Annotated in this window: 28 protein-coding genes and 1 tRNA gene; 15 read left to right on the top strand and 14 right to left on the bottom strand. The window is 70.7% G+C overall.

Going from position 1 to position 24556, the window contains the following annotated elements; all coding sequences use genetic code 11:
• Nucleotides 1-33: 33 nt before the first annotated feature.
• A complete protein-coding gene (aptA, locus tag AC2EAQ_RS01465) occupies nt 34-1341 on the bottom strand; it encodes an omega-aminotransferase AptA (protein WP_484639911.1) in 1308 nt (435 codons plus the stop codon).
• A gap of 152 nt (nt 1342-1493) precedes the next feature.
• Here aptA and AC2EAQ_RS01470 point away from each other — a divergent pair, with 152 nt between their 5' ends.
• Nucleotides 1494-1982: an Lrp/AsnC family transcriptional regulator gene (locus AC2EAQ_RS01470; protein ID WP_484639913.1), complete on the top strand. Its 489-nt coding sequence runs from the start codon at nt 1494-1496 to the stop codon at nt 1980-1982.
• A gap of 22 nt (nt 1983-2004) precedes the next feature.
• On the opposite strand, the gene AC2EAQ_RS01475 is transcribed toward AC2EAQ_RS01470, so the two are convergent.
• Nucleotides 2005-2544 carry a hemerythrin domain-containing protein gene (locus AC2EAQ_RS01475; RefSeq protein ID WP_484639915.1) on the bottom strand — a complete coding sequence of 180 codons (540 nt, stop codon included), beginning with the start codon at nt 2542-2544 and terminating at the stop codon, nt 2005-2007.
• Between the two features lie 79 nt (nt 2545-2623).
• Entirely contained in the window at nt 2624-3571 is a 948-nt protein-coding gene (locus AC2EAQ_RS01480) for an agmatinase (protein ID WP_484641130.1), read from the bottom strand.
• Nucleotides 3572-3821: 250 nt separating this feature from the next.
• Between AC2EAQ_RS01480 and aceA the strand changes: the two genes are divergently transcribed.
• Nucleotides 3822-5120 carry an isocitrate lyase gene (aceA, locus tag AC2EAQ_RS01485; RefSeq protein WP_484639917.1) on the top strand — a complete coding sequence of 433 codons (1299 nt, stop codon included), beginning with the start codon at nt 3822-3824 and terminating at the stop codon, nt 5118-5120.
• Between the two features lie 81 nt (nt 5121-5201).
• Here the strand turns inward: aceA and gbd are convergent, their stop codons facing one another.
• Entirely contained in the window at nt 5202-6350 is a 1149-nt protein-coding gene (gene gbd / locus AC2EAQ_RS01490; RefSeq protein WP_484639919.1) for a 4-hydroxybutyrate dehydrogenase, read from the bottom strand.
• A gap of 23 nt (nt 6351-6373) precedes the next feature.
• On the opposite strand from gbd, the gene AC2EAQ_RS01495 reads away from it, so the two are divergent.
• Nucleotides 6374-7321, top strand: a complete 948-nt coding sequence (locus tag AC2EAQ_RS01495; protein WP_484639920.1) for an alpha/beta hydrolase — start codon at nt 6374-6376, stop codon at nt 7319-7321.
• Nucleotides 7318-8217, top strand: coding sequence for a YbgC/FadM family acyl-CoA thioesterase (locus AC2EAQ_RS01500; RefSeq protein WP_484639921.1), 900 nt, complete (start codon nt 7318-7320; stop codon nt 8215-8217). Before AC2EAQ_RS01495 ends, AC2EAQ_RS01500 begins: the two co-directional genes overlap by 4 nt.
• On the opposite strand, the gene AC2EAQ_RS01505 is transcribed toward AC2EAQ_RS01500, so the two are convergent.
• The 3 genes from AC2EAQ_RS01505 to ygfZ are packed head-to-tail and all read right to left on the bottom strand — an operon-like array spanning nt 8168 to nt 10286.
• The gene (locus AC2EAQ_RS01505; protein ID WP_484639923.1) at nt 8168-9079 is read right to left on the bottom strand and encodes an NRDE family protein; all 912 of its coding nucleotides are present in this window, start codon (nt 9077-9079) and stop codon (nt 8168-8170) included. The genes AC2EAQ_RS01500 and AC2EAQ_RS01505 overlap by 50 nt on opposite strands.
• Nucleotides 9070-9384, bottom strand: a complete 315-nt coding sequence (locus AC2EAQ_RS01510; protein WP_484639924.1) for a DUF4936 family protein — start codon at nt 9382-9384, stop codon at nt 9070-9072. The genes AC2EAQ_RS01505 and AC2EAQ_RS01510 overlap by 10 nt, the downstream gene beginning before the upstream one ends.
• Nucleotides 9381-10286 (bottom strand): CAF17-like 4Fe-4S cluster assembly/insertion protein YgfZ, encoded by a 906-nt coding sequence (gene ygfZ, locus AC2EAQ_RS01515; RefSeq protein WP_484639926.1) that lies wholly within the window; start codon nt 10284-10286, stop codon nt 9381-9383. Before ygfZ ends, AC2EAQ_RS01510 begins: the two co-directional genes overlap by 4 nt.
• A gap of 53 nt (nt 10287-10339) precedes the next feature.
• Here ygfZ and mltG point away from each other — a divergent pair, with 53 nt between their 5' ends.
• The 7 genes from mltG to AC2EAQ_RS01550 all read left to right on the top strand — a co-directional run bounded on the left by mltG (nt 10340) and on the right by AC2EAQ_RS01550 (nt 15212).
• Nucleotides 10340-11335 carry an endolytic transglycosylase MltG gene (gene mltG / locus AC2EAQ_RS01520; protein WP_484639927.1) on the top strand — a complete coding sequence of 332 codons (996 nt, stop codon included), beginning with the start codon at nt 10340-10342 and terminating at the stop codon, nt 11333-11335.
• Nucleotides 11335-11955, top strand: a complete 621-nt coding sequence (gene tmk / locus AC2EAQ_RS01525) for a dTMP kinase (protein WP_484641131.1) — start codon at nt 11335-11337, stop codon at nt 11953-11955. Before mltG ends, tmk begins: the two co-directional genes overlap by 1 nt.
• Entirely contained in the window at nt 11952-13025 is a 1074-nt protein-coding gene (locus AC2EAQ_RS01530) for a DNA polymerase III delta subunit-related protein (RefSeq protein ID WP_484639928.1), read from the top strand. Before tmk ends, AC2EAQ_RS01530 begins: the two co-directional genes overlap by 4 nt.
• The gene (locus AC2EAQ_RS01535) at nt 13022-13420 is read left to right on the top strand and encodes a PilZ domain-containing protein (RefSeq protein ID WP_484639929.1); all 399 of its coding nucleotides are present in this window, start codon (nt 13022-13024) and stop codon (nt 13418-13420) included. Before AC2EAQ_RS01530 ends, AC2EAQ_RS01535 begins: the two co-directional genes overlap by 4 nt.
• 47 nt (nt 13421-13467) lie before the next feature.
• Nucleotides 13468-14250 carry a TatD family hydrolase gene (locus AC2EAQ_RS01540; RefSeq protein ID WP_484639930.1) on the top strand — a complete coding sequence of 261 codons (783 nt, stop codon included), beginning with the start codon at nt 13468-13470 and terminating at the stop codon, nt 14248-14250.
• Nucleotides 14250-14885, top strand: coding sequence for an ankyrin repeat domain-containing protein (locus AC2EAQ_RS01545; RefSeq protein WP_484639931.1), 636 nt, complete (start codon nt 14250-14252; stop codon nt 14883-14885). The genes AC2EAQ_RS01540 and AC2EAQ_RS01545 overlap by 1 nt, the downstream gene beginning before the upstream one ends.
• 111 nt (nt 14886-14996) lie before the next feature.
• A complete protein-coding gene (locus AC2EAQ_RS01550; protein ID WP_484639932.1) occupies nt 14997-15212 on the top strand; it encodes a hypothetical protein in 216 nt (71 codons plus the stop codon).
• Between the two features lie 71 nt (nt 15213-15283).
• On the opposite strand, the gene AC2EAQ_RS01555 is transcribed toward AC2EAQ_RS01550, so the two are convergent.
• Nucleotides 15284-15553, bottom strand: a complete 270-nt coding sequence (locus AC2EAQ_RS01555; protein WP_484639933.1) for a hypothetical protein — start codon at nt 15551-15553, stop codon at nt 15284-15286.
• Nucleotides 15554-15694: 141 nt separating this feature from the next.
• Between AC2EAQ_RS01555 and AC2EAQ_RS01560 the strand changes: the two genes are divergently transcribed.
• On the top strand, nt 15695-16720 hold the full coding sequence (locus AC2EAQ_RS01560; RefSeq protein ID WP_484639934.1) for a DUF72 domain-containing protein: 1026 nt from the start codon (nt 15695-15697) through the stop codon (nt 16718-16720).
• Nucleotides 16721-16784: 64 nt separating this feature from the next.
• On the opposite strand, the gene AC2EAQ_RS01565 is transcribed toward AC2EAQ_RS01560, so the two are convergent.
• The 6 genes from AC2EAQ_RS01565 to cysS form a co-directional block, all read right to left on the bottom strand.
• A tRNA-Ser gene (locus tag AC2EAQ_RS01565) sits at nt 16785-16877 on the bottom strand.
• Nucleotides 16878-16931: 54 nt separating this feature from the next.
• Nucleotides 16932-18206 (bottom strand): aspartate kinase, encoded by a 1275-nt coding sequence (locus AC2EAQ_RS01570; RefSeq protein WP_484639935.1) that lies wholly within the window; start codon nt 18204-18206, stop codon nt 16932-16934.
• A gap of 33 nt (nt 18207-18239) precedes the next feature.
• Nucleotides 18240-19550 (bottom strand): tRNA lysidine(34) synthetase TilS, encoded by a 1311-nt coding sequence (gene tilS, locus AC2EAQ_RS01575; protein ID WP_484639936.1) that lies wholly within the window; start codon nt 19548-19550, stop codon nt 18240-18242.
• Entirely contained in the window at nt 19547-20518 is a 972-nt protein-coding gene (locus tag AC2EAQ_RS01580) for an acetyl-CoA carboxylase carboxyltransferase subunit alpha (RefSeq protein ID WP_484639937.1), read from the bottom strand. Before AC2EAQ_RS01580 ends, tilS begins: the two co-directional genes overlap by 4 nt.
• A gap of 4 nt (nt 20519-20522) precedes the next feature.
• Nucleotides 20523-21176 carry a DNA-3-methyladenine glycosylase family protein gene (locus AC2EAQ_RS01585; protein WP_484639938.1) on the bottom strand — a complete coding sequence of 218 codons (654 nt, stop codon included), beginning with the start codon at nt 21174-21176 and terminating at the stop codon, nt 20523-20525.
• 5 nt (nt 21177-21181) lie between these two features.
• Nucleotides 21182-22564 (bottom strand): cysteine--tRNA ligase, encoded by a 1383-nt coding sequence (gene cysS, locus AC2EAQ_RS01590; RefSeq protein WP_484639939.1) that lies wholly within the window; start codon nt 22562-22564, stop codon nt 21182-21184.
• Nucleotides 22565-22674: 110 nt separating this feature from the next.
• On the opposite strand from cysS, the gene AC2EAQ_RS01595 reads away from it, so the two are divergent.
• The 3 genes from AC2EAQ_RS01595 to AC2EAQ_RS01605 are packed head-to-tail and all read left to right on the top strand — an operon-like array spanning nt 22675 to nt 24555.
• Nucleotides 22675-23244: a peptidylprolyl isomerase gene (locus tag AC2EAQ_RS01595; RefSeq protein ID WP_484639940.1), complete on the top strand. Its 570-nt coding sequence runs from the start codon at nt 22675-22677 to the stop codon at nt 23242-23244.
• Between the two features lies 1 nt (nt 23245).
• Complete coding sequence (locus AC2EAQ_RS01600; RefSeq protein WP_484639941.1) at nt 23246-23749, top strand: peptidylprolyl isomerase; 504 nt, start codon at nt 23246-23248, stop codon at nt 23747-23749.
• Nucleotides 23750-23760: 11 nt separating this feature from the next.
• Complete coding sequence (locus AC2EAQ_RS01605; RefSeq protein WP_484639942.1) at nt 23761-24555, top strand: UDP-2,3-diacylglucosamine diphosphatase; 795 nt, start codon at nt 23761-23763, stop codon at nt 24553-24555.
• Nucleotide 24556 lies beyond the last annotated feature (1 nt).

The raw sequence follows: 24556 nt of genomic DNA on the forward strand, positions 1-24556 counted from the left end.
CGTCCTTCGGGTTCGGATCCGGCGGGCCTGGCCTCAGGCGTGCTTGCGGATCGCCGCGCCGAGCACGTCGATGATGCGCTCGATGTGGCCCTTCTCGATGATCAGCGGCGGCGACAGCGCCACCGTGTCGCCGGTCGTGCGCACCAGCACGCCCTGTTCCCAGCATTCGAGGAAGATGTTGAAGGCGCGCTTGGCCGGCTCGCCCGGCAGCGGCGCCAGCTCGATGCCGCCCACCAGGCCGAAGTTGCGCACGTCGATCACGTTGGGCAGGTTGCGCAGCGAGTGCACCGCGTCGGCGAAGGTGCCCGACAGTTGCTGCGCACGCGTCAGCAGCCCGAGGTCGGCATAGGTCTCCAGCGTGGCCAGGCCGGCTGCGCAGGCCAGCGGGTGGGCCGAGTAGGTGTAGCCGTGGAAGAACTCGATCAGGTGTTCCGGGCCCTGCATGAACGCGTCGTGGATGTGCTGGCGGCAGATCACCGCGCCCATCGGCACCGCGCCGTTGGTGATGCCCTTGGCGCAGGTGATCATGTCCGGCGTGACGCCGAAGGTCTGGGCCGCGAACGGGTTGCCCGTGCGGCCGAAGCCGGTGATGACCTCGTCGAAGATCAGCAGGATGCCGTGCTTGTCGCAGATGGCGCGCAGGCGCTCGAGGTAGCCCTTGGGCGGCAGCAGCACGCCGGTGGAGCCGGCGATGGGCTCGACGATGACCGCGGCGATGGTGCTCGCGTCGTGCAGCGCGACCAGGCGCTCGAGGTCGTCCGCGAACTCGGCGCCGTGCTCGGGCTGGCCCACGGTAAAGGCGTTGCGCGCCGGGTCGTGCGTGTGGCGGATATGGTCCACGCCGGCCAGCAGCGTGCCGAACATCTTGCGGTTGGCCACCATGCCGCCCACCGAGATGCCGCCGAAGTTGACGCCGTGGTAGCCGCGCTCGCGGCCGATGAGCCGCGTGCGCGACGCCTCGCCGCGCACGCGGTGGTAGGCGATGGCCATCTTCAGCGCCGTCTCCACCGCCTCGGAGCCCGAGTTGGTGAAGAACACCTTGTTCATGCCCGCGGGCGCCAGCCCGGCCACCTTCTCGGCCAGCGTGAACGCCTTGGGGTGGCCCATCTGGAACGGCGGCGCGTAGTCCAGTTCACCGGCCTGCTCGGCGATGGCCTTCACCACCTTGGACGGCGCATGGCCGGCGTTGACGCACCACAGGCCCGCCACGCCGTCGAGGATCTGGCGGCCCTCGGGCGTGTAGAAGTACATCCCTTCGCTGCGCGCCAGCAGGCGAGGTGCCTTCTTGAACTGCCGGTTGGCGGTGAAGGGCATCCAGTACGCGTCCATGCGCTCGGCCATGGGCTGTCTCCGAAGTTCGGTGGGCCGCAGTGTGCGGCGGTGGTTGGTGGTCAGTCTAGGCAACCGGATGCGCAATAGGGTTGCGCAATCGCGAGGGGCAAACCCTGTGCCATGCAATATGATGTCGAAAACAAGTCATTCGGCGGCATTTCATGCGAAACAAGAACAGGACTGCGCAACTCGATGCGATCGACGTGGCCATCCTCGAGGCGCTGCAGACCGATGGGCGGCTCTCCAACCTGGACCTGGCGCAGCGCGTGCACCTGTCGCCGTCGGCCTGCCTGCGGCGCGTGAAGCAGCTGGAGGAGTCGGGCGTCATCGCCCGTTACGTGGCGCTGCTCGATCCCAAGGCGGTGGGGCAGCCGGGCACGAGCTTCACCATCGTCAACCTCGAGACCCTGGCGGGCGATGCACTCGACGTGTTCGAGCAGGCCGTCAAGGCGCAGCCGCGCATCCTCGACTGCTACTACGTCGCCGGTGCCAACGACTACCTGATCCGCTTCACCTATCGCGACGCCGAGGACCTTGAGCGCTTTCACACCGACGTGCTGATGCGCCTGCCCGGCGTGGCGCGTTCGAACTCGATGCTGGTGCTGCGCACGGTGAAGCGCACCACCGCGATGTCGCTCGAGGACGCCTGAGGCGCGGCCGCGGCGCGGGGCGTCAGAGCGGCGCCTGGGTGCGCCGGCGCTGCGCGATCTCCGCCGCCGTCAGGCACAGGCGCGACGCGGGGTAGATCAGCGATTCCTCCAGCGCGATGTGCTCGACGTACAGCGCGGAAAACACGGTGGCCATCTGGCGCAGCGTCTGCGCGTCGTGCAGGTCGATGCCCTCGGCGATGGCCTCGAGCTGCGGGCGCAGCTCGCGCCAGTCCTCTTCCAGCCAGCTGTGGTCCTGCTGCAGGCGCCGCACGTGCTGGATCAGCTCGGCGTCGCTGCCCGACAGCAGGGGCGGAAACACCACGCGCTCCTCGTCCTCGTGATGGATGCGGGCGGTGCCGTCGAAGAACCCGCACAGCACGCGGGCCATGGCGCGCGCATCGGCATCGACATCGTCGGCATCCAGCCGGTCGAGCAGGCGTTCGAGTTCCCTCAGGGCCTGGATCACCTCGCCGTGCGTGCGATCGAGGGCTTCGAACTCGAGCAGGGTGACGGGGGCCAGGACTCGCGCCCGGTCGGCGCGCCGGACAGTGACTTGCGGCATGTGAGGCTCCTTCCTGGAGCCGCATTCTTGCCCTCGGCACCGCCGCGATGTTGCGGTGCATCAAGAGCGCCGCCGCGGATCAGGCCGGCGGCGCCAGCCGGCTGCACAGATAGGTCCAGGCGAACTGGGCCGCTGCGTAGCTGGTCAGCTCGGCGTGGTCGTAGGGCGGCGCCACCTCGACGCAGTCCATGCCGACGCAGGGCAGGCCGGCCAGCCCCTCCAGGATCGACGACACCTGGCCGGTGTTCAGGCCGCCCGGCTCGGGCGTGCCGGTGCCGGGGGCGAACGCCGGGTCGAGGCAGTCGATGTCCAGGCTGACGTACAGCGGCGGCATGCCGTGCCGTGCCATCCGGGCACGCAGGTCGTCCAGCAGCGGCGCCAGTTCGGAGGGATGGTCGCGCCCGCGCAGGTCGCGCGCGGTGTGGATGGCGCCGCCGCGCTCGCGCACGTACTCGCGCGCCGCCCGTTCGCCGGCCGAGCGGATGCCCACCTGCACGAAACACTCGTCCACGACCAGGCCTTCCTGCATCGCCTCGTAGACCCAGGTGCCGTGGCCGCTGGGCTCGCCGAAGTGGTCTTTCCAGGTGTCGCAATGGGCGTCGAAGTGCAGCACGGCCAGCGGCCGGCCGAGATGGCGGCGGTATTCGCGCAGCAACGGCAGGGTGATCGAGTGGTCGCCGCCCAGCCACACCATGTGGTGGCGCCGGATCAGCCCGGCCGCCAGCGGGCCCAGCGCCGCGCGCATCGTCTCGAGGCTGGTGTTGGGCAGGGCCAGGTCGCCGGCATCGCCGAGGTGGCCCAGCGGCGTCACGTCGAACCACGGGTGGGTGCCGTCGCACAGCATGTGGCTGGCCTCCCGGATCGCACGGGGGCCGAAGCGCGCGCCGGGACGGTTGGTCGTCGAGCCGTCCCAGGCAATGCCGGCCACGGCGAAGGGCTGGTCCGTGACAGCCGGCGCCTTGAGGAAGTGGCTGTCGGAGCGGTAGGCGAAGTCGGTCATGTCGGCGTCCGGAAAGCGGCGGCGCATCTTACGCACGCCGCTTTTGGCGCCGTGTTTTTCATGAACCCGGGCGGCTTTTCGGATGGTGGAACGGCTGCCGGGTCAGCCTGCCCGCCACGTTTTGTGCAGAGCAACACAATTCCGTATTGCGGCACAGAATGACTAACGCATTGATTTCATTGGAAAACATTTTTTGTCTTCTATAAGACATAAGTTAAAAGTTCGGGGCGACCTCCGTTAGGCTTGCGCCATTCCCAACCCCCTCAGGAGTGCACCCATGAGCCAACCCACCCGTGAACAACAGATCGCCGCCCTCGAGAAGGACTGGGCGGAGAACCCACGCTGGAAGGGCATCAAGCGCGGCTACACCGCGGCCGACGTGGTGCGCCTGCGAGGGTCGCTGCAGATCGAGCACACGCTGGCCAAGCGCGGTGCCGAGAAGCTGTGGAACCTCGTCAACACCGAGCCCTTCGTCAACACGCTCGGCGCGCTCACCGGCAACCAGGCGCTGCAACAGGTCAAGGCCGGCCTCAAGGCGATCTACCTGTCCGGCTGGCAGGTCGCGGGCGACGCCAACAGCAACGGCGAGATGTACCCCGACCAGAGCCTGTACTCGGTGGACTCGGTGCCCAAGGTCGTCAAGAAGATCAACAACACCTTCAAGCGAGCCGACGAAATCCAGTGGAGCGAGGGCAAGAACGACATCGACTTCTTCGCCCCGATCGTGGCCGACGCGGAAGCCGGCTTCGGCGGCGTGCTCAACGCGTTCGAGCTGATGAAGGCCATGATCGAGGCCGGCGCCGCCGGCGTGCACTTCGAGGACCAGCTCGCCTCGGTCAAGAAGTGCGGCCACATGGGTGGCAAGGTGCTGGTGCCGACGCGCGAGAACGTGGCCAAGCTGGTGGCGGCCCGCCTGGCCGCCGACGTGATGGGCGTGCCCACCGTGCTGCTGGCGCGCACCGACGCCGAGGCGGCCGACCTGGTCACCAGCGACGTCGACGAGAACGACCGCCCGTTCCTGACCGGCGAGCGCACCGTCGAAGGCTTCTACCGCACCCGCAAGGGCCTGGACCAGGCCGTGTCGCGTGGCCTGGCCTACGCGCCCTACGTCGACATGCTGTGGTGCGAGACCGGCACGCCCGACCTGGCCTTCGCCAAGGCCTACGCCGACGCGATCCACGCCAAGTTCCCCGGCAAGATGCTGGCCTACAACTGCTCGCCGTCGTTCAACTGGAAGAAGAACCTCGACGACGCGACGATCGCCAAGTTCCAGCGCGAGCTGGGCGCGATGGGCTACAAGTTCCAGTTCATCACGCTGGCCGGCTTCCACAGCCTGAACTACTCGATGTTCGACCTGGCCTACGGCTACGCCCGCAACAACATGTCGGCGTTCGTCGAGATGCAGGAGAAGGAGTTCGCCGCCGCCGAGCGGGGCTTCACCGCCGTGAAGCACCAGCGCGAGGTCGGCACCGGCTACTTCGACGCCGTCACCACCACGATCGAGCGCGACGCGTCGACCGCGGCGCTGAAGGGCTCGACGGAAGACGAGCAGTTCTTCGAGGCCAAGCACGGCTGAACCCGACCACGCCTGACAAGGGGGCCCGGCACTGCCGGGCCCTTTTTCGTCAGACGCTGGTGCGGCCCTCGGGGCCCTGCGCTACAGCGACTGTTCCAGCAGCGCCCGGTAGTCGTCGCGCGACGCCTCGCGCGGATTGGTCTTGTGGCAGTGATCGGCCAGCGCGCCGTCGATGACGCGATCGAACAGGTCGCGCCCGACGCCCATCGCCGCCAGCCCCGCGGGCAGGCCGAGGCGCGCGTTGAGCGCCTTCAGGGCGTCGGCCAGCTCGCGGCCGTCGTGGCCGCAGCCGGGCAGGCCGACGGCCTGCGCCATGCGCTGCAGCCGATCGTCCTGCTGAACCGACGCGGCCTGTGCGTTGAAGCGCACCACGGCGGGCAGGAACACGGCGTTGAGCGTGCCGTGGTGCAGCCCCGGGTTCACGCCGCCCAGGCTGTGCGACAGCGAATGGACGCAGCCCAGGCCCTTCTGGAAGGCCATCGCGCCCTGCATGCTGGCGCTCATCATGTTCCAGCGCGCCGTGAGGTCGTCGCCGCGGCGCGTGGCCTGCTCGATGTGCTTCCAGCCGCGCGCCAGGCCGTCCAGCGCGATCCCGTCGGCCGGCGGGTTGACGGCGGGCGCCATGAACGTCTCCATGCAGTGCGCGATCGCGTCCATGCCGGTGGCCGCCGTCAGCAGCGGCGGCAGGCCGAGCGTGAGTTCGGGGTCGAGCAGCGCGGTGCGCGGCACGAGGTGCCAGCTGTGGAAGCCGAGCTTGCGGCCGTCGTCGACGATCAGGATCGCGCCGCGGGCCACTTCGCTGCCGGTGCCGGCCGTGGTGGGCACGGCGATCAGCGGCAGCACGGCCGGGGTGATGCGCGGGCTGCCGCCCTCGATGGTGGCGTAGGTCTTCAGTGCGCCGGCGTGCGTGGCCGCGATGGCCACGCCCTTGGCCAGGTCGATGCTCGAGCCGCCGCCCACGGCCACGAGGCCGTCGCAGCGTTCGGATTCGGCCACGCGGCAAGCGGCGCGCACGGCGGCCTCGGTCGGGTTGGACGGCGTGCCGTCGAACACCGCATGGGGCAGGTCGCCGAGCGCGGCGAGGGCCTTGTCCAGCACGCCGGCGGCGCGCACGCCGGCATCGGACACCACCAGCGGTCGCGTGATGCCGCTGCGTTCGCACTCGGCGCGCAGCAACCGGACAACACCGGGGTCGAGGTGGATCTGCGTCAGGTACTGGATGTGGGCCATGGCGTGAGTATGCTTCGCGCCCGATGAGTCCCCAACGACTGCTCACGCCGGCCATGCAGGGCGTGCTCGACCGCATCCAGCGCGCGCGCCGCCCGCCGTTCCACACGCTGTCGGCGCGGGCGGCCAAGCTGGCCTACAGCAGCGGCGCCGAGGTGCTGGACCTGCCTCGGGCGGCGCTGCCCCGCGTCGAGGATCTGCAATTGCCCGGTCCGGGCGGCCCGATGGCGGCGCGGCTGTATGCCGCGGGCGCGGGCCGCCTGCCGGTGCTGCTGTACCTGCACGGCGGCGGCTTCGTCGTGGGGGGCTTGGATACGCACGACAGCCTGTGCCGCCAGCTGGCCCTGCGCAGCGACGCCGCGGTGCTGGCGCTGGACTACCGGCTCGGCCCCGAGCACCGCTTCCCCGCCGCGCAGGACGACGCCTGGGCGGCGCTGCGCTGGCTGGCCGGGCCGGGCGCGCAGGCCCTGGGCCTGGACCCGGGACGCCTCGCCGTCGGCGGCGACAGCGCGGGCGGCACGCTGGCGGCGGTGTGCGCCCTGCACGCGCGCGATGCGGGGCTGCCGCTGGCCGCGCAGCTGCTCATCACGCCCGGCACCGCGGCCGACGACTCGCATCCGTCGCGCCACCTGTTCGGCAACGGCTTCCTGCTGGACTCGGTGACGATCGACTGGTTCTTCGACCAGGTGATCGACCGCGACCAGCGCCACGACTGGCGCTTCGCGCCGTTGCTTGCCGACGATCTTTGCGGCGTGGCGCCGGCCTGCGTGGTCCTCGCCGAGTGCGACCCGGTGGCCGACGAGGGCCTGGCCTACGCCGACCGGCTGCGCATGGCGGGCGTGCCGGTCGAGCTCGACCTGGTGCGCGGCGTGACGCACGACTTCATCAAGATGGGGCGCGCGCTGCCGCAGGCCGGCGCCGCCCAGCAATTCGCCGCCGACTGGCTGCGGCAGGCCTGGAAGGACTTCGCATGAACGCACCCGCCGCTTCGACCGCAACCGCACCGGCGCCCACGCGCCGGGACTTCCGCTTCGTCGAGCGCTCGCGCGTGCGATGGGCCGAGGTGGACCTGCAGGGCATCGTCTTCAACGGCCACTACCTGATGTACTTCGACACCGCGGTGGCCGGCTACTGGCGGGCGCTGGCCATGCCGTACCACGACACGATGCAGGCGCTGGGCGGCGACCTCTACGTGCGCAAGGCCACGCTCGAGTACGAGGCGTCGGCGCGCTACGACGAGCAGCTCGAGGTGGGCGTGCGCTGCGCGTCGATCGGGCGCAGCTCGATGCGGCTGCACTGCGCGGTGTTCCGCGGCGACCGCCGGCTCGTGCACGGCGAACTGGTCTACGTGTTCGCCGACCCGGCGACGCAGACCTCGCGCCCGGTGCCGCCAGCGCTGCGCGAGTGGTTCGAAGCCTACGAGACCGGCGCGCCGATGGTGGACGTGCAGGTCGGCACCTGGGCCGCGCTGGGCGACGCGGCATCGGCCGTGCGCCACGCGGTGTTCACGCAGGAGCAGGGCATCGACGCGGCCCTCGACCACGACGGCGCCGACGCCGACGCGGTGCATGTGCTGGCGCGCAATCGGGCCGGTACGGCACTGGGCACGGGCCGGCTGCTGTGCCATGCGCCGGGGGTCGGGCGCATCGGGCGCCTCGCGGTGGTGGCGTCGATGCGCGGCACGTCGATCGGCCGGCGCCTGCTGGAGTCGCTGGTGGCTGCGGCGCGCGAGCGTGGCGACCGCGAGGCGATGCTGCACGCGCAGGTGAGCGCGCTCGACTTCTATCGCCGCCAGGGCTGGAAGCCGCGCGGCGACGTGTTCACCGAAGCGGGCATCGAACACCAGGAAATGGTGCTGCCGCTGGGCTGAGGCGGCGCACCTGCACCGCAGGGCGCGGGCCGTCGGCCGGCACCGGGACCGGCGTGTCGCCGCGCAGCGGCAGGACGACCACGACGTGGCGCTCGGTGTGCGCCTGGCCGCCGGGGTCGAAGCTGCGTTCGGTCATCGCGAGTCGCCATCCCTGCGCCCGGCGCTCGCCGAGCAGCACCGTGCTGCAGCGCGTGCCGTAGTGGCCGTCGTCCGAGCGGATGAACGCGGGCGAAAGCATCCGCTCGCGGGCCAGCCCCACGCCGGTGTCGGGCAGCTGATCGTCGGGGGCGCCGGTGCGGTCGGCGAGGGCCGCGAACAGCCGGTCGGTCAGCCCCCGGGCCTCGTCGGCGGCCTCGAGCGCGCCAGCCAGGGCCTGCCGCAGCCGCTGTACCTTGGGCCACGGCGTGCCCAGCGACGCGTTGGACACGGCATGCAGCCCCGGGGCCAGAGGCGTCGGCGCGTCCGCCCGGTCGTCGGCCCACCACCAGTGGCCCGAAAGCAGGTCGCCGCCGATCAGGTTGAACGGGTTGCAGCCCCGCGCCGCGAGCGTCGGCCAGAGCGTGTGCGCCGATCCGGACGCCTGCAGCCACTGCACCGGCAACGCGCCGCGCGAGGCGGCGTCGGGCCGGTGACGCGCCGGGTCGCGCACGTTGGTCAGCATCGCCACGCGGCCCTGCTCGGACAGCGCCATCCACGTGCCGCCGCCGTCCAGGTCGCGGCCCCCCAGCAGCCAGGGCGCCGCATCGTGCGGGCGCCACCAGTCGATACCCTCGGCCGGACGGCGGAAGTACTCGTCCCGATTCGCTGCGATCACCAGCCCGTAGCGCGGATGCGCGTCCAGGGCCAGCCCGATCAGGCACATGGCTCGAACACCTCCACGTGGCGCGAGCCGGCCAGCCACGGCGCCAGCGCGGCCGCGGCCTCGTCCTCGATGCGGCGTCGGGCCGTCACATCGAAGCCGGCGTCGCGGCGGTAGGTTTCCATCAGCGTCACGTCGGTGCCGCCGTCGTCGGTGCGGCGCAGCAGCTCGCAGCGCAGCGAGCCGTCCTGGGCCTGCCAGCGGGCCTGCAGGGCGCGCACTGCCGCCACCGCGTCGGCAAGATGCCCGCGCTGCACCCGGTAGTAGATGAACAGGCCCGGCGACGATGCGGGCAGGGATGGCGTCACGCCGCCGTGTCCAGCGGCAGGTCGTAGGGCAGCGACTCGCGCTGCAGCACGGGGCCGTCCGGCGCGCCCAGATGCAACGCGCCCTGTCCGAGGGCGGCGAGCTTCACCTCCGCCAGCAGCCGGTGGCGGTCGCCCCAGCGAGCCGCGTTGGCCACCATGCCGGCCGGCTGCCCGGGGTCGGCGTCGTGGAACACCTCCTGTCCGGGGGCCGCAGCCACCGGCGCCGTGAACAGCTGGGCGCGGCGCTTGAGCGTGCCGCGGTACTGGCTGCGCGCCACGACCTCCTGGCCCGGGTAGCAGCCCTTCTGGAAGTTGACCCCGCCCACCAGCTCGAGGTTGACCATCTGTGGCACGAACTGGTCGGCAGTGGCGGCCACGATGCGCGGCGCGCCGCTGCCTACCTCCAGCCAGGCCCAGGCGCCCGGGTCCAGCGGGGGCAGGGCCGGATCGCCCACGGCCAGCGCGCGCGCCACGCCGTCGGCGTCGGGCAGGCGGATGCGCGGGCCGGTCGGCGACTCGGCCCAGCGCCAGGCCACCGGCGGCAGGGCGGCGGCGGGCCCGGCCACGCCGAACAGCGGCAGTTCGGCGCTGGCGTCGCTGAGCTTGCACTGGGCGCGCAGCACGAACATCGACAGGCGCTTGAGCGTGGCCGGCAGCAGGTCGGCACTGCAGGCGAGCAGCACTTCGTCGCGCGAGGGCCGCCACACGACGAAGCTGGCCAGCAGCCGTCCCTTGGCCGAGCAGTAGCCGGCCATCCGTGCCACGCCGGGGTCGAGACCGACGATGTCCTGCGTGAGCTGACCGTGCAGGAAGCTGGCGGCGTCGGCGCCGGCGGCGCGGATCACGCCCCAGTCGGCCAGACGCACGGCCCCGTCGAAGGAAGCGGTAACGAGCGCGTTCATGGCCTGATTATCATGAGCCGCGATGAACCCCGAGCCTTCCAGGTGATGCCGTGATGCGCCTGCTGCGCAACCTGCTGTTGATCGTGCTGCTGGCGGGCGTGGCCGCGGGTGCGCTGGCCTGGTGGTGGCTGCAGCGGCCCCTGCCGCTGGCGTCGGCCACGGTGGAGCTGACCGTCGAGCCCGGCACGTCGCCGCGCGCCGTCGCCGAGCAATGGGCCGCTGCCGGCGTGCAGGTGGACCCCACGCTGCTGTGGCTGTGGTTCCGTGCCTCGGGCCGGGCGCACCAGATGCGCGCCGGCACCTATGCCATCGAGCAGGGCACGACGGCGCGCCAGCTGCTCGACCGCATGCTGCGCGGCGAGCAGCAGATGGAGACGGTGCGCATCATCGAGGGCTGGACCTTCGCCCAGATGCGCGAGGCCCTGGCCAAGGCGCCGGGTCTGAAGCCGGCGACGCAAGGCAAGAGCGACGCCGAGGTGATGGCGATGCTGGGCCGGCCGGGCGTGCCGGCCGAGGGGCGCTTCTTCCCCGACACCTACCACTACAGCAAGGGCGCCAGCGACTTCATCGTGCTGCGCACCGCGATGCGCACGATGCAGGCCCGGCTGGAAGCGGCCTGGGCCGAGCGCGCGCCGGACCTGCCGATCGCCACGATGGACGAGGCGCTGATCCTGGCGTCGATCATCGAGAAGGAAACCGGCATCGAGGCCGACCGGACCAAGGTCGCCGGCGTGTTCGCCAACCGGCTGCGCATCGGCATGCCGCTGCAGACTGACCCGACCGTGATCTACGGGCTGGGCAGCGCATTCGACGGCAACCTGCGCAAGCGCGACCTGCTGGCCGACACGCCCTTCAACACCTACACGCGCAAGGGCCTGCCGCCCACGCCGATCGCGCTGCCCGGCGCAGCGTCGCTGAAGGCGGCGGTGCAGCCGGAGAAGGGCAGGGCGCTGTACTTCGTGGCCCGCGGCGACGGGTCGAGCGTCTTCTCCGACAACCTGGCCGACCATAATCGCGCGGTGAACAAGTACCAGCGCGGCGGCCAGTGATCCCGCACGGCCGCTTCATCACCTTCGAAGGCATCGACGGTGCCGGCAAGTCGTCGCACATCGAGGCGCTGGCCGCCTGGCTGCGCCAGCGGGGCCATGCCGTCACGGTGACCCGCGAGCCCGGCGGCACGCCGCTGGCGGAGTCGCTGCGCGAGATGGTGCTGCAGCGCCCGATGGACGCGCTGACCGAGTCGCTGCTGGTGTTCGCGGCACGCCGCGACCACCTCGTCGGCGTGATCGAGCCGGCCCTGGCCGCCGGCGGTGTGGTGCTGTGCGACCGTTTCACCGACGCCACCTTCGCCTACCAGGGGGCGGGGCGGGGCTTCGACCTCGGCGTGCTGGCCCAGCTCGAATCCTGGGTGCAGCAGGGCCGCCAACCCGACCTGACCTGCTGGTTCGACCTGCCCGCGGCCGTGGCCGCGCAGCGGCGCGCCGCCGCGAGGGCGCCGGACCGCTTCGAGTCCGAGGACGTTGCCTTCTTTGAGCGCGTGCGCGCCGGCTATGCGCAGCGGGCCCAGGCCCGCCCGGAGCGCTTCGCCCGGCTCGACGCCGACCAGCCGCCTGACCGGGTCTGGGCCCAGGTGGTGGCGGCCGTCGAACGCCTCGTGCCTGCCGCATGAGCGACGGGCCGGCTTCGCTGCCGCCGTGGCTCGCGCCCGCGCTCGAGCGCGGGCTGTCGATGCGCTCGCATGCGCTGCTGCTGCACGGCCCCGGCCCGCTGGGCCAGCTCGAACTGGCCCTGGCCCTGGCCCATGCCGCGCTGTGCGAATCGCCCACCGGCGAAGGCCATGCCTGTGGCCGCTGCGCCGCCTGCCAGTTGCTGGCCGCCCGGGCGCACCCGGACCTGCGGCTGCTGCTGCCGGAGGCGCTGGCGGTCCGGCTCGGCTGGCTGACGATGGAGGAGGGGGCCGACGGCACGTCCAAGTCCAAGGCCAAGCCCAGCCGCGACATCAAGGTGGACGCGGTGCGCGCGGCGATCGACTGGGCCCATGTGAGCAGCTCGCGCGCCCGGGCCAAGGTGCTGGTGATCCATCCGGCCGAGGCGATGAACGACGTGGCCGCGAACGCCCTGCTCAAGACGCTGGAGGAGCCGCCGGGCTTGTTGCGCCTGCTGCTCACCGCCAGCGAACCCGACGCACTGCTGCCCACGGTACGCAGCCGCTGTCAGCGCCTGCCGATCGGCTGGCCGCGGCCCGACGAGGCGGCGGCCTGGCTCGACGCCAGCGGCGCAGGAGGTGCCGCCGGGCTGCTGCGCGCGGCCGGTGGGCTGCCGCACGCGGCCCTGGGCCTGCACCAGGACGGCATCGACGCTGCCACCTGGGCCCGGGTGCCGGCCTGGGTGCGCCGCGGCGACGCGTCGACGCTGTCCGGCTGGCCGGTGGCCCGCGTGGTCGAGGCGCTGCACAAGCTGTGTCACGACCTCATGCGCCTGGCTGCCGGCGACGAGCCGGCGTACTTCGACCCGAAGGATCTGGCGCCGGCGAGCGCCGCGCCGGCCGGCCTGCCGTCGATGGCGGCGCTGGCCGACTGGCAGCGCGAGCTGGTGCGTGCGGCGCGCCACGACGAGCATCCGTGGCACGCGCCGCTGCGGGTGGAGGCGCTGGTGGCGCAGGCCAGGGCGCTGTGGCAAACGGCACGGCCGCCGGCTCCCACCCGGGGCGGCTCCGTGGATACACTCGGCGCACGATGAGCGAAGCCACCGCGCGCCCTGCCGCCCAGACGCCCGCGACCCCCGCGGCGCCGGGAGGCCGGCCGAGCGTCATCCAGCTGGTGTTCCGCGAGAAGGGCGCGCTCTACGCGGCCTACATCCCGCTGTTCGCCGACGGCGGCCTGTTCGTGCCGACCACGCGCGACTACAAGCTCGGCGAGGACATCTACCTGCTGCTGTCGCTGCCGGACGATCCGCAGCGCTATCCGGTGGCGGGCAAGGTGGGCTGGATCACCCCGGCCAATGCCTCCGGCGGGCGCACCCAGGGCGTCGGCGTCCGCTTCCCCACGGACGAGAAGACGCGCGTGCTCAAGCAGCGCATCGAAGAGCTGCTGGGCACCAGCATCCAGTCGGCCAAGCCCACGCAGACGATCTAGGCGCCGCAGCGCACTAGACTCGCGGCGCCTTCCCGCGCGCCGCCACGATGTTCGTCGACTCCCACTGCCATCTCACCTTCGAAGGCCTTGCCGGCCGCATCGGCGAGGTCCGCGCCGCCATGGCGGCGGCCGATGTCGACCGCGCCCTGGTGATCTGCACCACGATCGAGGAGTTCGATCGGGTCCACGCCCTGGCCATGGCCTACGACAACTTCTGGTGCAGCGTCGGCGTGCACCCGGACAACGAGGGCGTGCACGAGCCGGACCTGACGCAGCTGTGCGCGCTGGCAGCCCGGCCCCGGGTGGTGGCCATCGGCGAGACCGGCCTGGACTACTACCGGCTGGCCGGGCGCAGCGTGGCCGACATGCAGTGGCAGCGGGACCGTTTCGCCACCCACATCCGGGCTGCGCGGCAGACCGGCAAACCGCTGGTGGTGCACACCCGCAGCGCCAGCGAGGACACGTTGGCGATCCTGCGCGCAGAAGGCGCGGACCAGGCGGGCGGGGTGTTCCACTGCTTCACCGAAACCGCCGAGGTCGCCCGGGCGGCCCTCGACCTGGGCTTCCACATCTCGTTCTCCGGCATCGTCACGTTCAAGAACGCGGCCGACCTGCGCGATGTGGCCCGCTTCGTGCCGCTGGACCGGATGCTGATCGAGACCGACAGCCCGTACCTGGCGCCGGTGCCGTACCGCGGCAAGCCCAACGAGCCGGCGTACGTGCCCCTCGTCGCACGCCAGATCGCGCAGGTACGGCAGATGGACGTCGAAGCGGTGGCCGAGGCCACCAGCCGCAATTTCGAGTTGCTGTTCGGCCTGGAGAAATGCTGATGAATTACTTCAAATATGCAATATATCTCATTGTCATAGCGTGTATTTCTTCGGCCCACGCCGGCTCGTCTGAGGACTTCTTCAGTGCCGTGCGCAAAGGCGATGCGCGCACCGTGCGGCAGCTCGTGGAGCGGGGCTTCGACCCCAATGCGCGCGATCCGCAAGGTCAGACCGCCCTGCACCTGGCCCTGCGGGACCAGTCGCCCGCCGTGGTGGAGGCCCTGTGGGCGCTGCCGGCGGTCGACGTCGACGCGCTCAATGCCCATGGCGAGACGCCGCTGATGATGGCGGCCCTGAAGGGCGAACTCGACTGGGTGCAGAAGCTGCTCGCGCGCGGCGCCAAGGTCCATCAGCCGGGGTGGTCGCCGCTGCACTATGCCGCCACCGGGCCCGAGCCCCGCATCGTGGCCTTGCTGCTGGAGCGTGGGGCGCCTGTCGATGCGGAAAGCCCGAACCGGTCGACGCCGCTCATGCTGGCCAGCCAGTACGGCACCGAGGCCGCCGTGGACCTCCTGCTGGCGCGGGGCGCCGACGCGCGGCGTCGCAACGACCTCGGAATCGACGCCACCGAATTCGCCCGTCGCAGCGGTCGAGACTTTCTTGTCGAAAAGCTCAAGCGGGCGCAGACGAGGTAGCGCGCAGGCGGAAATCCGACACAGCGTGTCGCGTGCCCGCGACTCGCGCCGAGGCGTCGTGGTGAATACATTGAGTCACACGCCCCATGTGGGCCAATGTAGGAGTTGCTCATGCACGCTTCCAGCCACGCCGCGAACCCGTTTGGCTTGTTGATCGACCCGGCCGCGATCCTTCGCGCGCTCGAAAGCTCGCAACGTCTCGAAAGCCTGGACCGCCGGATCTGCCGTCCGCTGGACCGCACCGTGACCCCGAAGCCCGACGGCGACGCGCAAGCCGCCTTCGACGCCCAGGTGGACGCGCGGGCGGAGACGACCTTCGGGGACTGATCCTCGAAGTGTTCTATGTATATTATGTCTACTAAGTAGCCCGATCTGGCGGGGCACCCAGGACCCGGCCCCTAGCCGCGGCCTGCGCGCTTCAGTTCGCTGAGCTTGCGGATGTAGACCCACTGACGCGAACCGGTCAGCAGCAGCAATGCTGCCGGAGCGCCTTCAGCACAGGTGAAGGCACGCAATTGGCCCTGCATCTCGGCGCCGCGGACGTTCAGGATCACCAGGTCTCCCACGGCGAAGTCGCCCACTTCGCGTCGGATCTGGATCTCGATGCACGACTGTGCTGCCTGGCCCAGTTCTGACGTCTCCGGCACGTAGGGCCCGATGGCGCTCATGTTGAGGATCCCTTGAAGCTTGCGCCGTAGACGGCCGACCGCTGAAGTGTCTCCAGCCCCGTCGCGGGTTCGCTTGCGATGCCGCGAAACGTCGGCGCATGTCGACGAACATCGCTCCTGCCGTCATGGCACCATCGATCGATGTCTACGCATGGTCAGTGGAGCATCCCGGAGGCCGGCCAGAGCAAGGACCCCGACCCGCCCACCGTCCTCGAGTCCCGCATCGACGACCTGTGGCAGCCGCTGAAGGCCCGGTTCGCGGACCGGCTGTATCTGGGCACGTCGTCATGGTCCTTCCCGGGCTGGGCCGGCTTGGTCTGGAGCAAACGCGCTCCACTTTCAGAGAGTCACCTGGCCCGAAAGGGTCTGGCTCGCTACGCCTCGCAGCCGCTGCTGAACTGCGTCAGCCTCGACCGGACGTTCTATCGGGCGATGGACTCGGGGGCCTACGAGCAGTTCGCGCGGCAAGTCCCCGCAGGGTTTCGCTTTGTCGTGAAGGTACCGGCCCAGATCACCGACGCCGTGATCCGAGATCCGCAGACTGGGGCGCCGATGGCTGCGAACCCGAGCTTCCTCGACCCGCAGGCGGCGCTGGACATAGCGGTGCGGCCAGCCGTGCAAGGCCTCGGCCATCGCCTAGGTGTGCTCGTGTTCCAGGTGCCGCCGCTGCCACGACCGTGGCTCAACGACCCCGTGGGCCTGATGCAGCGACTCGATCAACTGTGGCGGGCGGTCTTGCCGTCTCTGCCCGACGGCGCGGTCGCTGCCCTCGAACTGCGGGACGCAAGCTTGCTCGTGCCGGAACTGTTCGATCGGCTGGTGCATTCAGGCGTGCGCTACTGCGTCGGCCTGCACGATCGCATGCCCACTGCCGCGGTCCAGACAGAGGCCATGCAGCGCGCTGGCGGTGGCGACTTCATCTGCCGCTGGAACCTGCACCAGGGTCTGAAGTACCGCCAGGCGAAGGCCCGCTGGGAGCCTTTCGACCGCCTGCAGGCGCCGGATCCTGAAACACGCGAAGCGCTGGCGCGGGCCGTGGTGGCGACGCTGCTCGAAGGCTATCGGGCCTTCGTCACCATCAACAACAAGGCCGAGGGCTCGGCGCCGCTGACGGTGGTGGCGCTGGCCGAGGCGATCCTGCGCGAGGCCGAAGCGCAAGGAGCCTGACAGGTCGAGGCCCCTCGATCAGGGCCCGGAAGCGACGACGCCCCTCGATAGGGGCGTCGGGCGCTGGCGGAGACGGAGGGATTCGAACCCTCGATGCAGGTTTTGCCCACATACTCCCTTAGCAGGGGAGCACCTTCGGCCTCTCGGTCACGTCTCCAGGCCATTCGAAGTGGGCGCGATTCTAGCGCGCCGCGCGAAGGGGCCTTCGCGATCAGGCCACGGCCGGTTCGCCGTCGAGTTCGAACGTGCGGTGCAGGGCGCGCACGGCCAGCTCCATGTACTTCTCGTCGATCACCACGCTGGTCTTGATCTCGCTCGTGGAGATCATCTGAATGTTGATGCCCTCCTCGCTCAGCGTGCGGAACATCGTGGCCGCCACGCCGACGTGGCTCTTCATGCCGATGCCCACGATCGACACCTTGCAGATGCGCGGGTCGCCCGTCACCTGGCTGGCGCCGGTGGCCGGGGCGACCTGGTTCTTCAGCAGGTCCAGCGTGCGCTGGTAGTCGTTGCGGTGCACGGTGAACGAGAAGTCGGTCTTGCCGTCGTGCGACACGTTCTGGATGATCACGTCGACGTCGATGTTGGCCTCGGCCACCGGGCCGAGGATGCGGAAGGCCACGCCTGGCTTGTCGGGCACCCCCAGGATCGTGACCTTGGCTTCGTCGCGGTTGAAGGCGATGCCCGAGACAACGGCTTGTTCCATCTTTGCGTCTTCCTCGAAAGTGATCAGGGTGCCCGAGCGGGCTTCTTCCTCGACCGGAATGTCCCAGTCGGTGAAGCTCGACAGCACGCGCAGCGGCACGCGGTACTTGCCGGCGAATTCCACCGAGCGGATCTGCAGCACCTTGCTGCCCAGGCTGGCCATCTCCAGCATTTCCTCGAAGCTGATGGTGGCCAGGCGCCGGGCCTCGGGCACCACCCGCGGGTCGGTCGTGTAGACGCCGTCCACATCGGTGTAGATCAGGCACTCGTCGGCCTTCATCGCCGCGGCCACCGCCACCGCCGACGTGTCGCTGCCGCCGCGGCCGAGCGTGGTGACGTTGCCCTGGGAGTCCACGCCCTGGAAGCCGGTGATGACCACCACCTTGCCGGCGGCCAGGTCGGCACGCACCCGGGTGTCGTCGATGTGCTGGATGCGCGCCTTGGTGAACGACGAGTCGGTGTCGATCGGCAACTGCCAGCCGGCGTAGCTGACGGCCTGCAGCCCTTCGGCCTGCAGCGCGATGGCCAGCAGGCCCACCGACACCTGCTCGCCGGTGGCGGCGATCGCGTCGAGCTCGCGCATGACGGCCGGCGTCACCTGGGCGGGCTGCAGTTCCTTGGCCAGGGCCAGCAGGCGGTTGGTCTCGCCGCTCATGGCCGAAGGCACGACCACCATCTGGTGCCCCGCCCTCACCCACTTGGCCACGCGCCGGGCGACGTTGCGGATGCGCTCGGTGGACCCCATCGAGGTGCCGCCGTACTTGTGAACGATCAGGGCCATGGCCGGGTGCGGGAAAGCGGAAAACCGCGCATTTTATCGGTGCCCGGGCACCCACCCGAGTTGCACGCGCGCGCCGCCGTCGCTGCGCAGGGCCCGCGCGTCGGTGCCCAGGCCCGGCACGTACAGCAGCGTGCCGTCCGCGGCCAGCAGCACGGGCGCCGTGCGCGACCAGGCCGGCACGCCGGCCGCCTGGAACTGCTTCTTCAAGCTGCGCGCCGGGCGCCCGGGCCCGGCCTGGAAGCGCAGGTCGGCACAGCGCGGCGCCCACTGGGCCGCCGTCAGCAACTCGAGCGGTACGCCTTCGCCCCGCGTGGCGTCGACCCTGAGCTGCGCCGGGCACCCCGGCACCGGGTACAGGCCGGGCCGGACGATGGACACGGCCGCCGGCGCTGAGGCGTCCGGGGTCGGCGTCGCGATGGCCTCGACCGCCTGCATCGCCGTCAGCAGGCCGCGGTAGCGGCGCAGCTCGAGCGAGCCTGCGTGCCAGCGCGCCGGGCCCGGTGCCGGCAGCGCGGCCGACAGCTGTTCGAGGAACGCGTCGGACACCGGGCCCGAACCGCGCGCCATCAGCCAGGCCCGCAGCACCTCGTGCCGCCGCGCTGGCGACAGGGCCGCCCATCGAGCCAGGGCGATGCGTTCCATGTCGGTGACGGCCGCCAGATCGGCCGCCACCACTTCGTCGATCAAAGCGCGCTCGCGGGCGGCACGCCGTGCCGCGGCCGCGAGCCCGGCCTCGGCGTCGGCAAAGGCCGTGCGCAAGGCGGGCATCACCTCGGCGCGCAGCCGGTTGCGCGCGAACCGGCGGTCGGCGTTGCTCGGGTCGTCCACGTGCCGGATGCGATGCCGTCGCACGTAGGCCTCGATCCCGGCCCGGGGCTGGTCGAGCCAGGGGCGGCACCAGGTGAGTCCATCGCGTTCGATGCACGCCGGCATGGCCGCCAGCCCGGCCGCACCGCCACCCCGCAATGCCTGCAGCAGGAAGGTCTCGGCCTGGTCCTCCCGATGATGGGCGAGCAGCACCGACGCGCATCCGGCCGCGCGGGCCATGTCGGCCAGGGCGGCATAGCGCCCTGCCCTGGCCCAGGCTTCGACGCTGTCGCCTCGGGCCGGTGCGCCCTGCAGGCGTCGCAGGTCGAACGCGAGGTCCATTCCGTTTCGCCGCCAGCGCTGGCAGGTGCGGCGCACGAGTTCGGCCCAGTCGTCGGCCGCGGCCTGCAGACCGTGATGCACGTGCAGGGCCCAGACCGTGACGCCGTGCGCGGCGGCGGCCCTGGCCGTGCAATGGAGCAGCGCCATCGAGTCGCGGCCGCCGCTCACGGCCACCGCGACGGCGCGCGGGCTCATCGCTCCTTGGCGTCGGCGAAGCGCCCGTAGGACTGAAGGCGCTCGTAGCGGCGGTCCAGCAGTTCCTTGGGCTTCAGGTCGGCCACCTGGCGCAGCGCGTCGCCGAGCGCGCGCTTGAGCGCCGCGCTCATGGCCTTGGGGTCGCGATGGGCGCCGCCGACGGGTTCGCTGACGATCTTGTCGATCAGGCCCAGGGCCTTGAGCCGGTGCGCGGTGATGCCCAGGGCCTCGGCGGCCTCGGCGGCACGCTCGGAGGTCTTCCACAGGATCGAGGCGCAGCCCTCGGGCGAGATCACCGAGTACACCGAGTACTGGAGCATCAGCACCTGGTCGCCCACCGACAGCGCCAACGCGCCGCCCGAACCGCCCTCGCCGATGATCGTGACGATGATCGGCACCTCGAGCTGGGCCATCTCGAAGATGTTGCGGCCGATGGCTTCGCTCTGGCCGCGCTCCTCGGCGCCGATGCCGGGGTAGGCGCCCGGCGTGTCGACGAAGGTGAACACCGGCAGCTTGAACTTCTCGGCCAGCCGCATCAGGCGCAGCGCCTTGCGATAGCCCTCCGGGCGGCTCATGCCGAAGTTGCGCAGCGCGCGCTCCTTGGTGTCGCGCCCCTTCTGCTGGCCGATCACCATGCAGGCCTGGCCGTTGAAGCGCGCCAGCCCGCCCACGATCGACAGGTCGTCGGCGAACGCGCGGTCGCCGTGCAGCTCCTGGAATTCGGTGAACAGGTCGTTGACGTAGTCCAGGGTGTACGGACGCTGCGGATGGCGCGCGATCTGCGTCATCTGCCAGGGGGTCAGGCGGCCGTAGATCTCCTTCGTGAGCTGCTGGCTCTTCTCGTCGAGCCGGCTGATCTCCTCGGAGATGTCCACCGCGGACTCGTTCTGCACGTAGCGCAGCTCTTCGATCTTGGCGTCGAGCTCGGCGATGGGCTGCTCGAAATCGAGGAAGTGGCGTTTGCTCATCGGTTCAGTACTCCACGGGGAGCGGGTCGAGGCTGCGCCAGATATACCACGTCGCGACCGACCGGTACGGCGCCCAGGCGTCACCGACCTCGCGCGCCTCGACGCGCGTGACCGGCTCGCCACTGAAGTAGTTCACGCTGATGCCCTTGAGCAGCCCCAGGTCGTCCAGCGGCAGCACGTTCGGGCGCATCAGGTGGAAGATGAGGAACATCTCGGCCGTCCAGCGGCCGATGCCGCGGATGGCCACCAGCTCGTCGACGATCGCCTCGTCGTCCATCTGGGTCCAGCGCCGCACGTGCACGGTGCCGTCGGCGAAATGGCGGGCCAGGTCCTGCAGGTACTCAACCTTGCGCGCCGACAGGCCGGCGCCGCGCATGGCCGCGACTTCGAGCTTGAGCACGTCGCCGGGCGGCAGCTTGGTCGAGGGCGACTCCATCAGCGTCACGAACCGGTCCCAGACCGACTGCGCGGCCTTGACCGAGATCTGCTGGCCGACGATGGACCGCGCCAGCGTCGTGAAGGCGTCGCCGCGGCTTTGCAGGCGGGCCTCGCCGTACTGCGGGATGAGCTTCTTCATCACGCGGTCGCGCCGCGCCAGATGCTTGCAGGCCTCGTCCCAGTAGCCCGGAGTCACGGCAGCCGCCGGCGACTTGACCATCGCGCTCAGGCCTTGACCCAGGTCGTGCCTTGCGGCGTGTCCTTGAGCTCGATGCCCTGGGCAGCGAGTTCCTTGCGGATGCGGTCGGCCTCGGCGAAGTTCTTCGCCGCCTTGGCCGCCTGCCGCGCGGCGATGGCGGCGGCGATGGCTGCGGTGTCCACGCCACCCGGCGCGGCGTCGCCCTGCAGGTAGGCCCGCGGCTCCTGCTGCAGGATCCCCAGCGTGGCGCCGAGCCCGCGCAGCAGGGCCGCCGTCGCCGGCAACCGGGTGCGATTGAGCTCGCCGGCCAGGTCGAACAGCACCGCCAGCGCCACCGGCGTGTTGAAGTCCTCGTCCATCGCGGCGCGGAAGGCCGCCGCCTGGGGCTGCGCCCAGTCCACGCCGCCGGCGGCCGGCGTCACGCCGTCCAGCGCGGTGTACAGGCGGCGCAGCGCCGAGCGCGCGTCCTCGAGGTTGGCGTCGCTGAAGTTGAACGGGCTGCGGTAGTGGGTGCGCAGCATGAAGAAGCGCAGCGACTCGCCGTCGTAGCGGGCCAGCACGTCGCGGATGGTGAAGAAGTTGCCCAGCGACTTCGACATCTTGGTGTCGTCGACGTTGAGGAACCCGTTGTGCAGCCAGACGTTGACGAAGGTGCTGCCGGTGGCGCCCTCGCTCTGCGCGATCTCGTTCTCGTGGTGCGGGAAGATCAGGTCCATGCCGCCGCCATGGATGTCGATCGGCTGGCCCAGCAGGGCCTCGCTCATCGCCGAGCACTCGATGTGCCAGCCCGGGCGTCCCGGGCCGTAGGCGCTCGGGTATTTGGCGTCGTCGGGCTCCTCGGCCTTGGCCGACTTCCACATGACGAAGTCCAGCGGGTCCTGCTTGCCGTCGAGCACCGCCACGCGTTCGCCGGCGCGCAACTCGTCCAGGCTCTTGCCGGACAGCTTGCCGTAGCCCGGCAGCTTGCGCACCGCGAAGTTGACGTCACCGTTGGGCGCCTGGTAGGCCAGGCCGCGGTCGCGCAGGCGGTCGATCAGGCCGAGCATCTGCGGCACGTACTCGGTGGCCCGCGGCTCGTGGTCGGGCTTCTGGATGCCCACGGCGTCCAGGTCGCGGTGCATCGCCGAGATCATCTCGTCGGTGAGCGCGCGGATCGTCATGCCGCGCTCCACGGCGCGCCGGATGATCTTGTCGTCGATGTCGGTGATGTTGCGCACGTAGGTGACCGCGTAGCCGTTGTGGCGCAGCCAGCGCTGGACCACGTCGAAGGCCATCATCATGCGCAGGTGGCCCATGTGGCACAGGTCGTAGACCGTGATGCCGCAGACGTACATGCCGACATGCCCGGCCCGGCGCGGGCGGAACTCCTCCAGGCGACGGGTCAGCGTGTTGTGCAGTCGCAGTGCCATGTTGTGAAAAGCGAGAGCGGCCACGTTGCCACAGGGTGCAAGGGGCCGCTCGATAGAATCCTCGATCCAGTATAGCGGCCGCGCATCGCGAGCCCAGGAGACACCGCCCCATGAAAACCCGCCTGGCCGCCACCGTCGTCGTGGCGGCGTCCTGCCTCCTCGCCACCCTTCCGGCCTGGGCTCAGCAGAAGGTCCGGCTGGCCACCAGCCTGGGCGACATCGTGCTCGAGCTCGACCGCGAGAAGGCCCCGAAGACGGTCGACAACTTCGTCGGCTACGTCAAGGCCGGCCACTACGACGGCACGATCTTCCACCGCGTGATCGACAACTTCATGATCCAGGGCGGCGGGATGAAGCCCGACATGTCCGAGAAGGCGACCCGGGCGCCGATCCCGCTGGAAAGCCGCAGCGGCCTGACCAATGTGCGCGGCACCATCGCGATGGCCCGCACGATGGATCCCAATTCCGCCACCGCGCAGTTCTTCATCAACGTGAAGGACAACCCCTTCCTCGACCAGCCCAATGCCCGCGACGGCAACGGGTACGCCGTGTTCGGCAAGGTCGTCTCCGGCATGGACGTGGTCGACAGGATCAAGTCCGTGCCGGTGGCCGACAAGGCCGGCCATCAGAACGTGCCGGTGACGGCCGTGACCATCAAGAAAGCCACCCTGGAGAAATGACATGACCAAGACCGTTGAGATGGTCACCAGCGCCGGTACCGTGCGCATCGAGCTCGACGACGCCAAGGCCCCGGCCACGGTGGCGAACTTCCTGGCCTACGTGGCCAAGGGCCACTACAACGACACGGTGTTCCACCGCGTGATCCCCGGCTTCATGATCCAGGGCGGCGGCTTCGCCCCCGGCATGCGCCAGAAGTCCACCGACGCGCCGATCTCCAACGAGGCCAACAACGGCCTGAAGAACGCCAAGTACACGCTAGCGATGGCCCGCACCAGTGCGCCCCACTCCGCCACGGCGCAGTTCTTCATCAACACCAAGGACAACGGCTTCCTCGACTTCAAGAGCGAGTCGCCTCAGGGCTGGGGCTATGCCGTGTTCGGCAAGGTGGTGTCGGGCACCGACGTGGTGGACGCGATCGAGGGCGTTCGCACCGGCAGCCGGGGTGGCCACGACGACGTGCCGCTCGAGGACGTGGTCATCCGCAGCGTCACGCTGGTCGACTGAGCCGCGGCACGATGTCGGGGCGACCGCCGCCGCCGCTGGACCGGGTGTTCGAGCTGTCCGCGGCGGCGCACTGGCGATCGATCGACTTCATCTCGGACCTTCACCTGGCCGAGTGGCAACCGCGCACCTTCGACGCCTGGGCGGCCTACCTGCGGCACACGCGTGCCGACGCGGTGTTCATCCTCGGCGACCTGTTCGAGGTGTGGATCGGTGACGACGCGCGCCGGCCCGGCGCCTTCGCCGGCCGGGCGGCGGACGTGCTCGCCGACGCCGCCGGACGGCGGACCGTCGGCTTCATGGCCGGCAACCGCGACTTCCTCGTCGGCACCGGCTTGCTGCGCGACTGCGGCGTCGTCGCGCTGGCCGACCCCACGCTGCTCGACGCCTGGGGGCACCGGGTGCTGCTGACGCACGGCGACGCGCTGTGCCTGGACGACGAGCCCTACCAGGCGTTCCGCGCCGAGGTGCGCAGCGCGTCGTGGCGCGAGGCCTTCCTCGCCCGGCCGCTGGCCGAGCGGGAGACCATCGCACGCGGCATGCGCGATGCGAGCGAGTCGGCCAAGCGCACCCGGCCGATGGCCGAGTGGGTGGACGTCGACGCAGTGGCGGCGGTGTCCTGGATGCATGCCGCGGGCAGCCGCGACATGGTGCATGGCCACACCCACCGACCTGCCAGCGAGGTGCTGGCACCCGGCTACACGCGCCATGTGCTCAGCGACTGGGACTGCGAAGGCAGCCCGACGCGCGCCGAGGTGCTGCGCCTGACCCGCGACGGCTTCGCGCGGATCGACCCGGGCAAGGCCTGAC

Source organism: Aquabacterium sp. T101 (assembly GCF_057219775.1).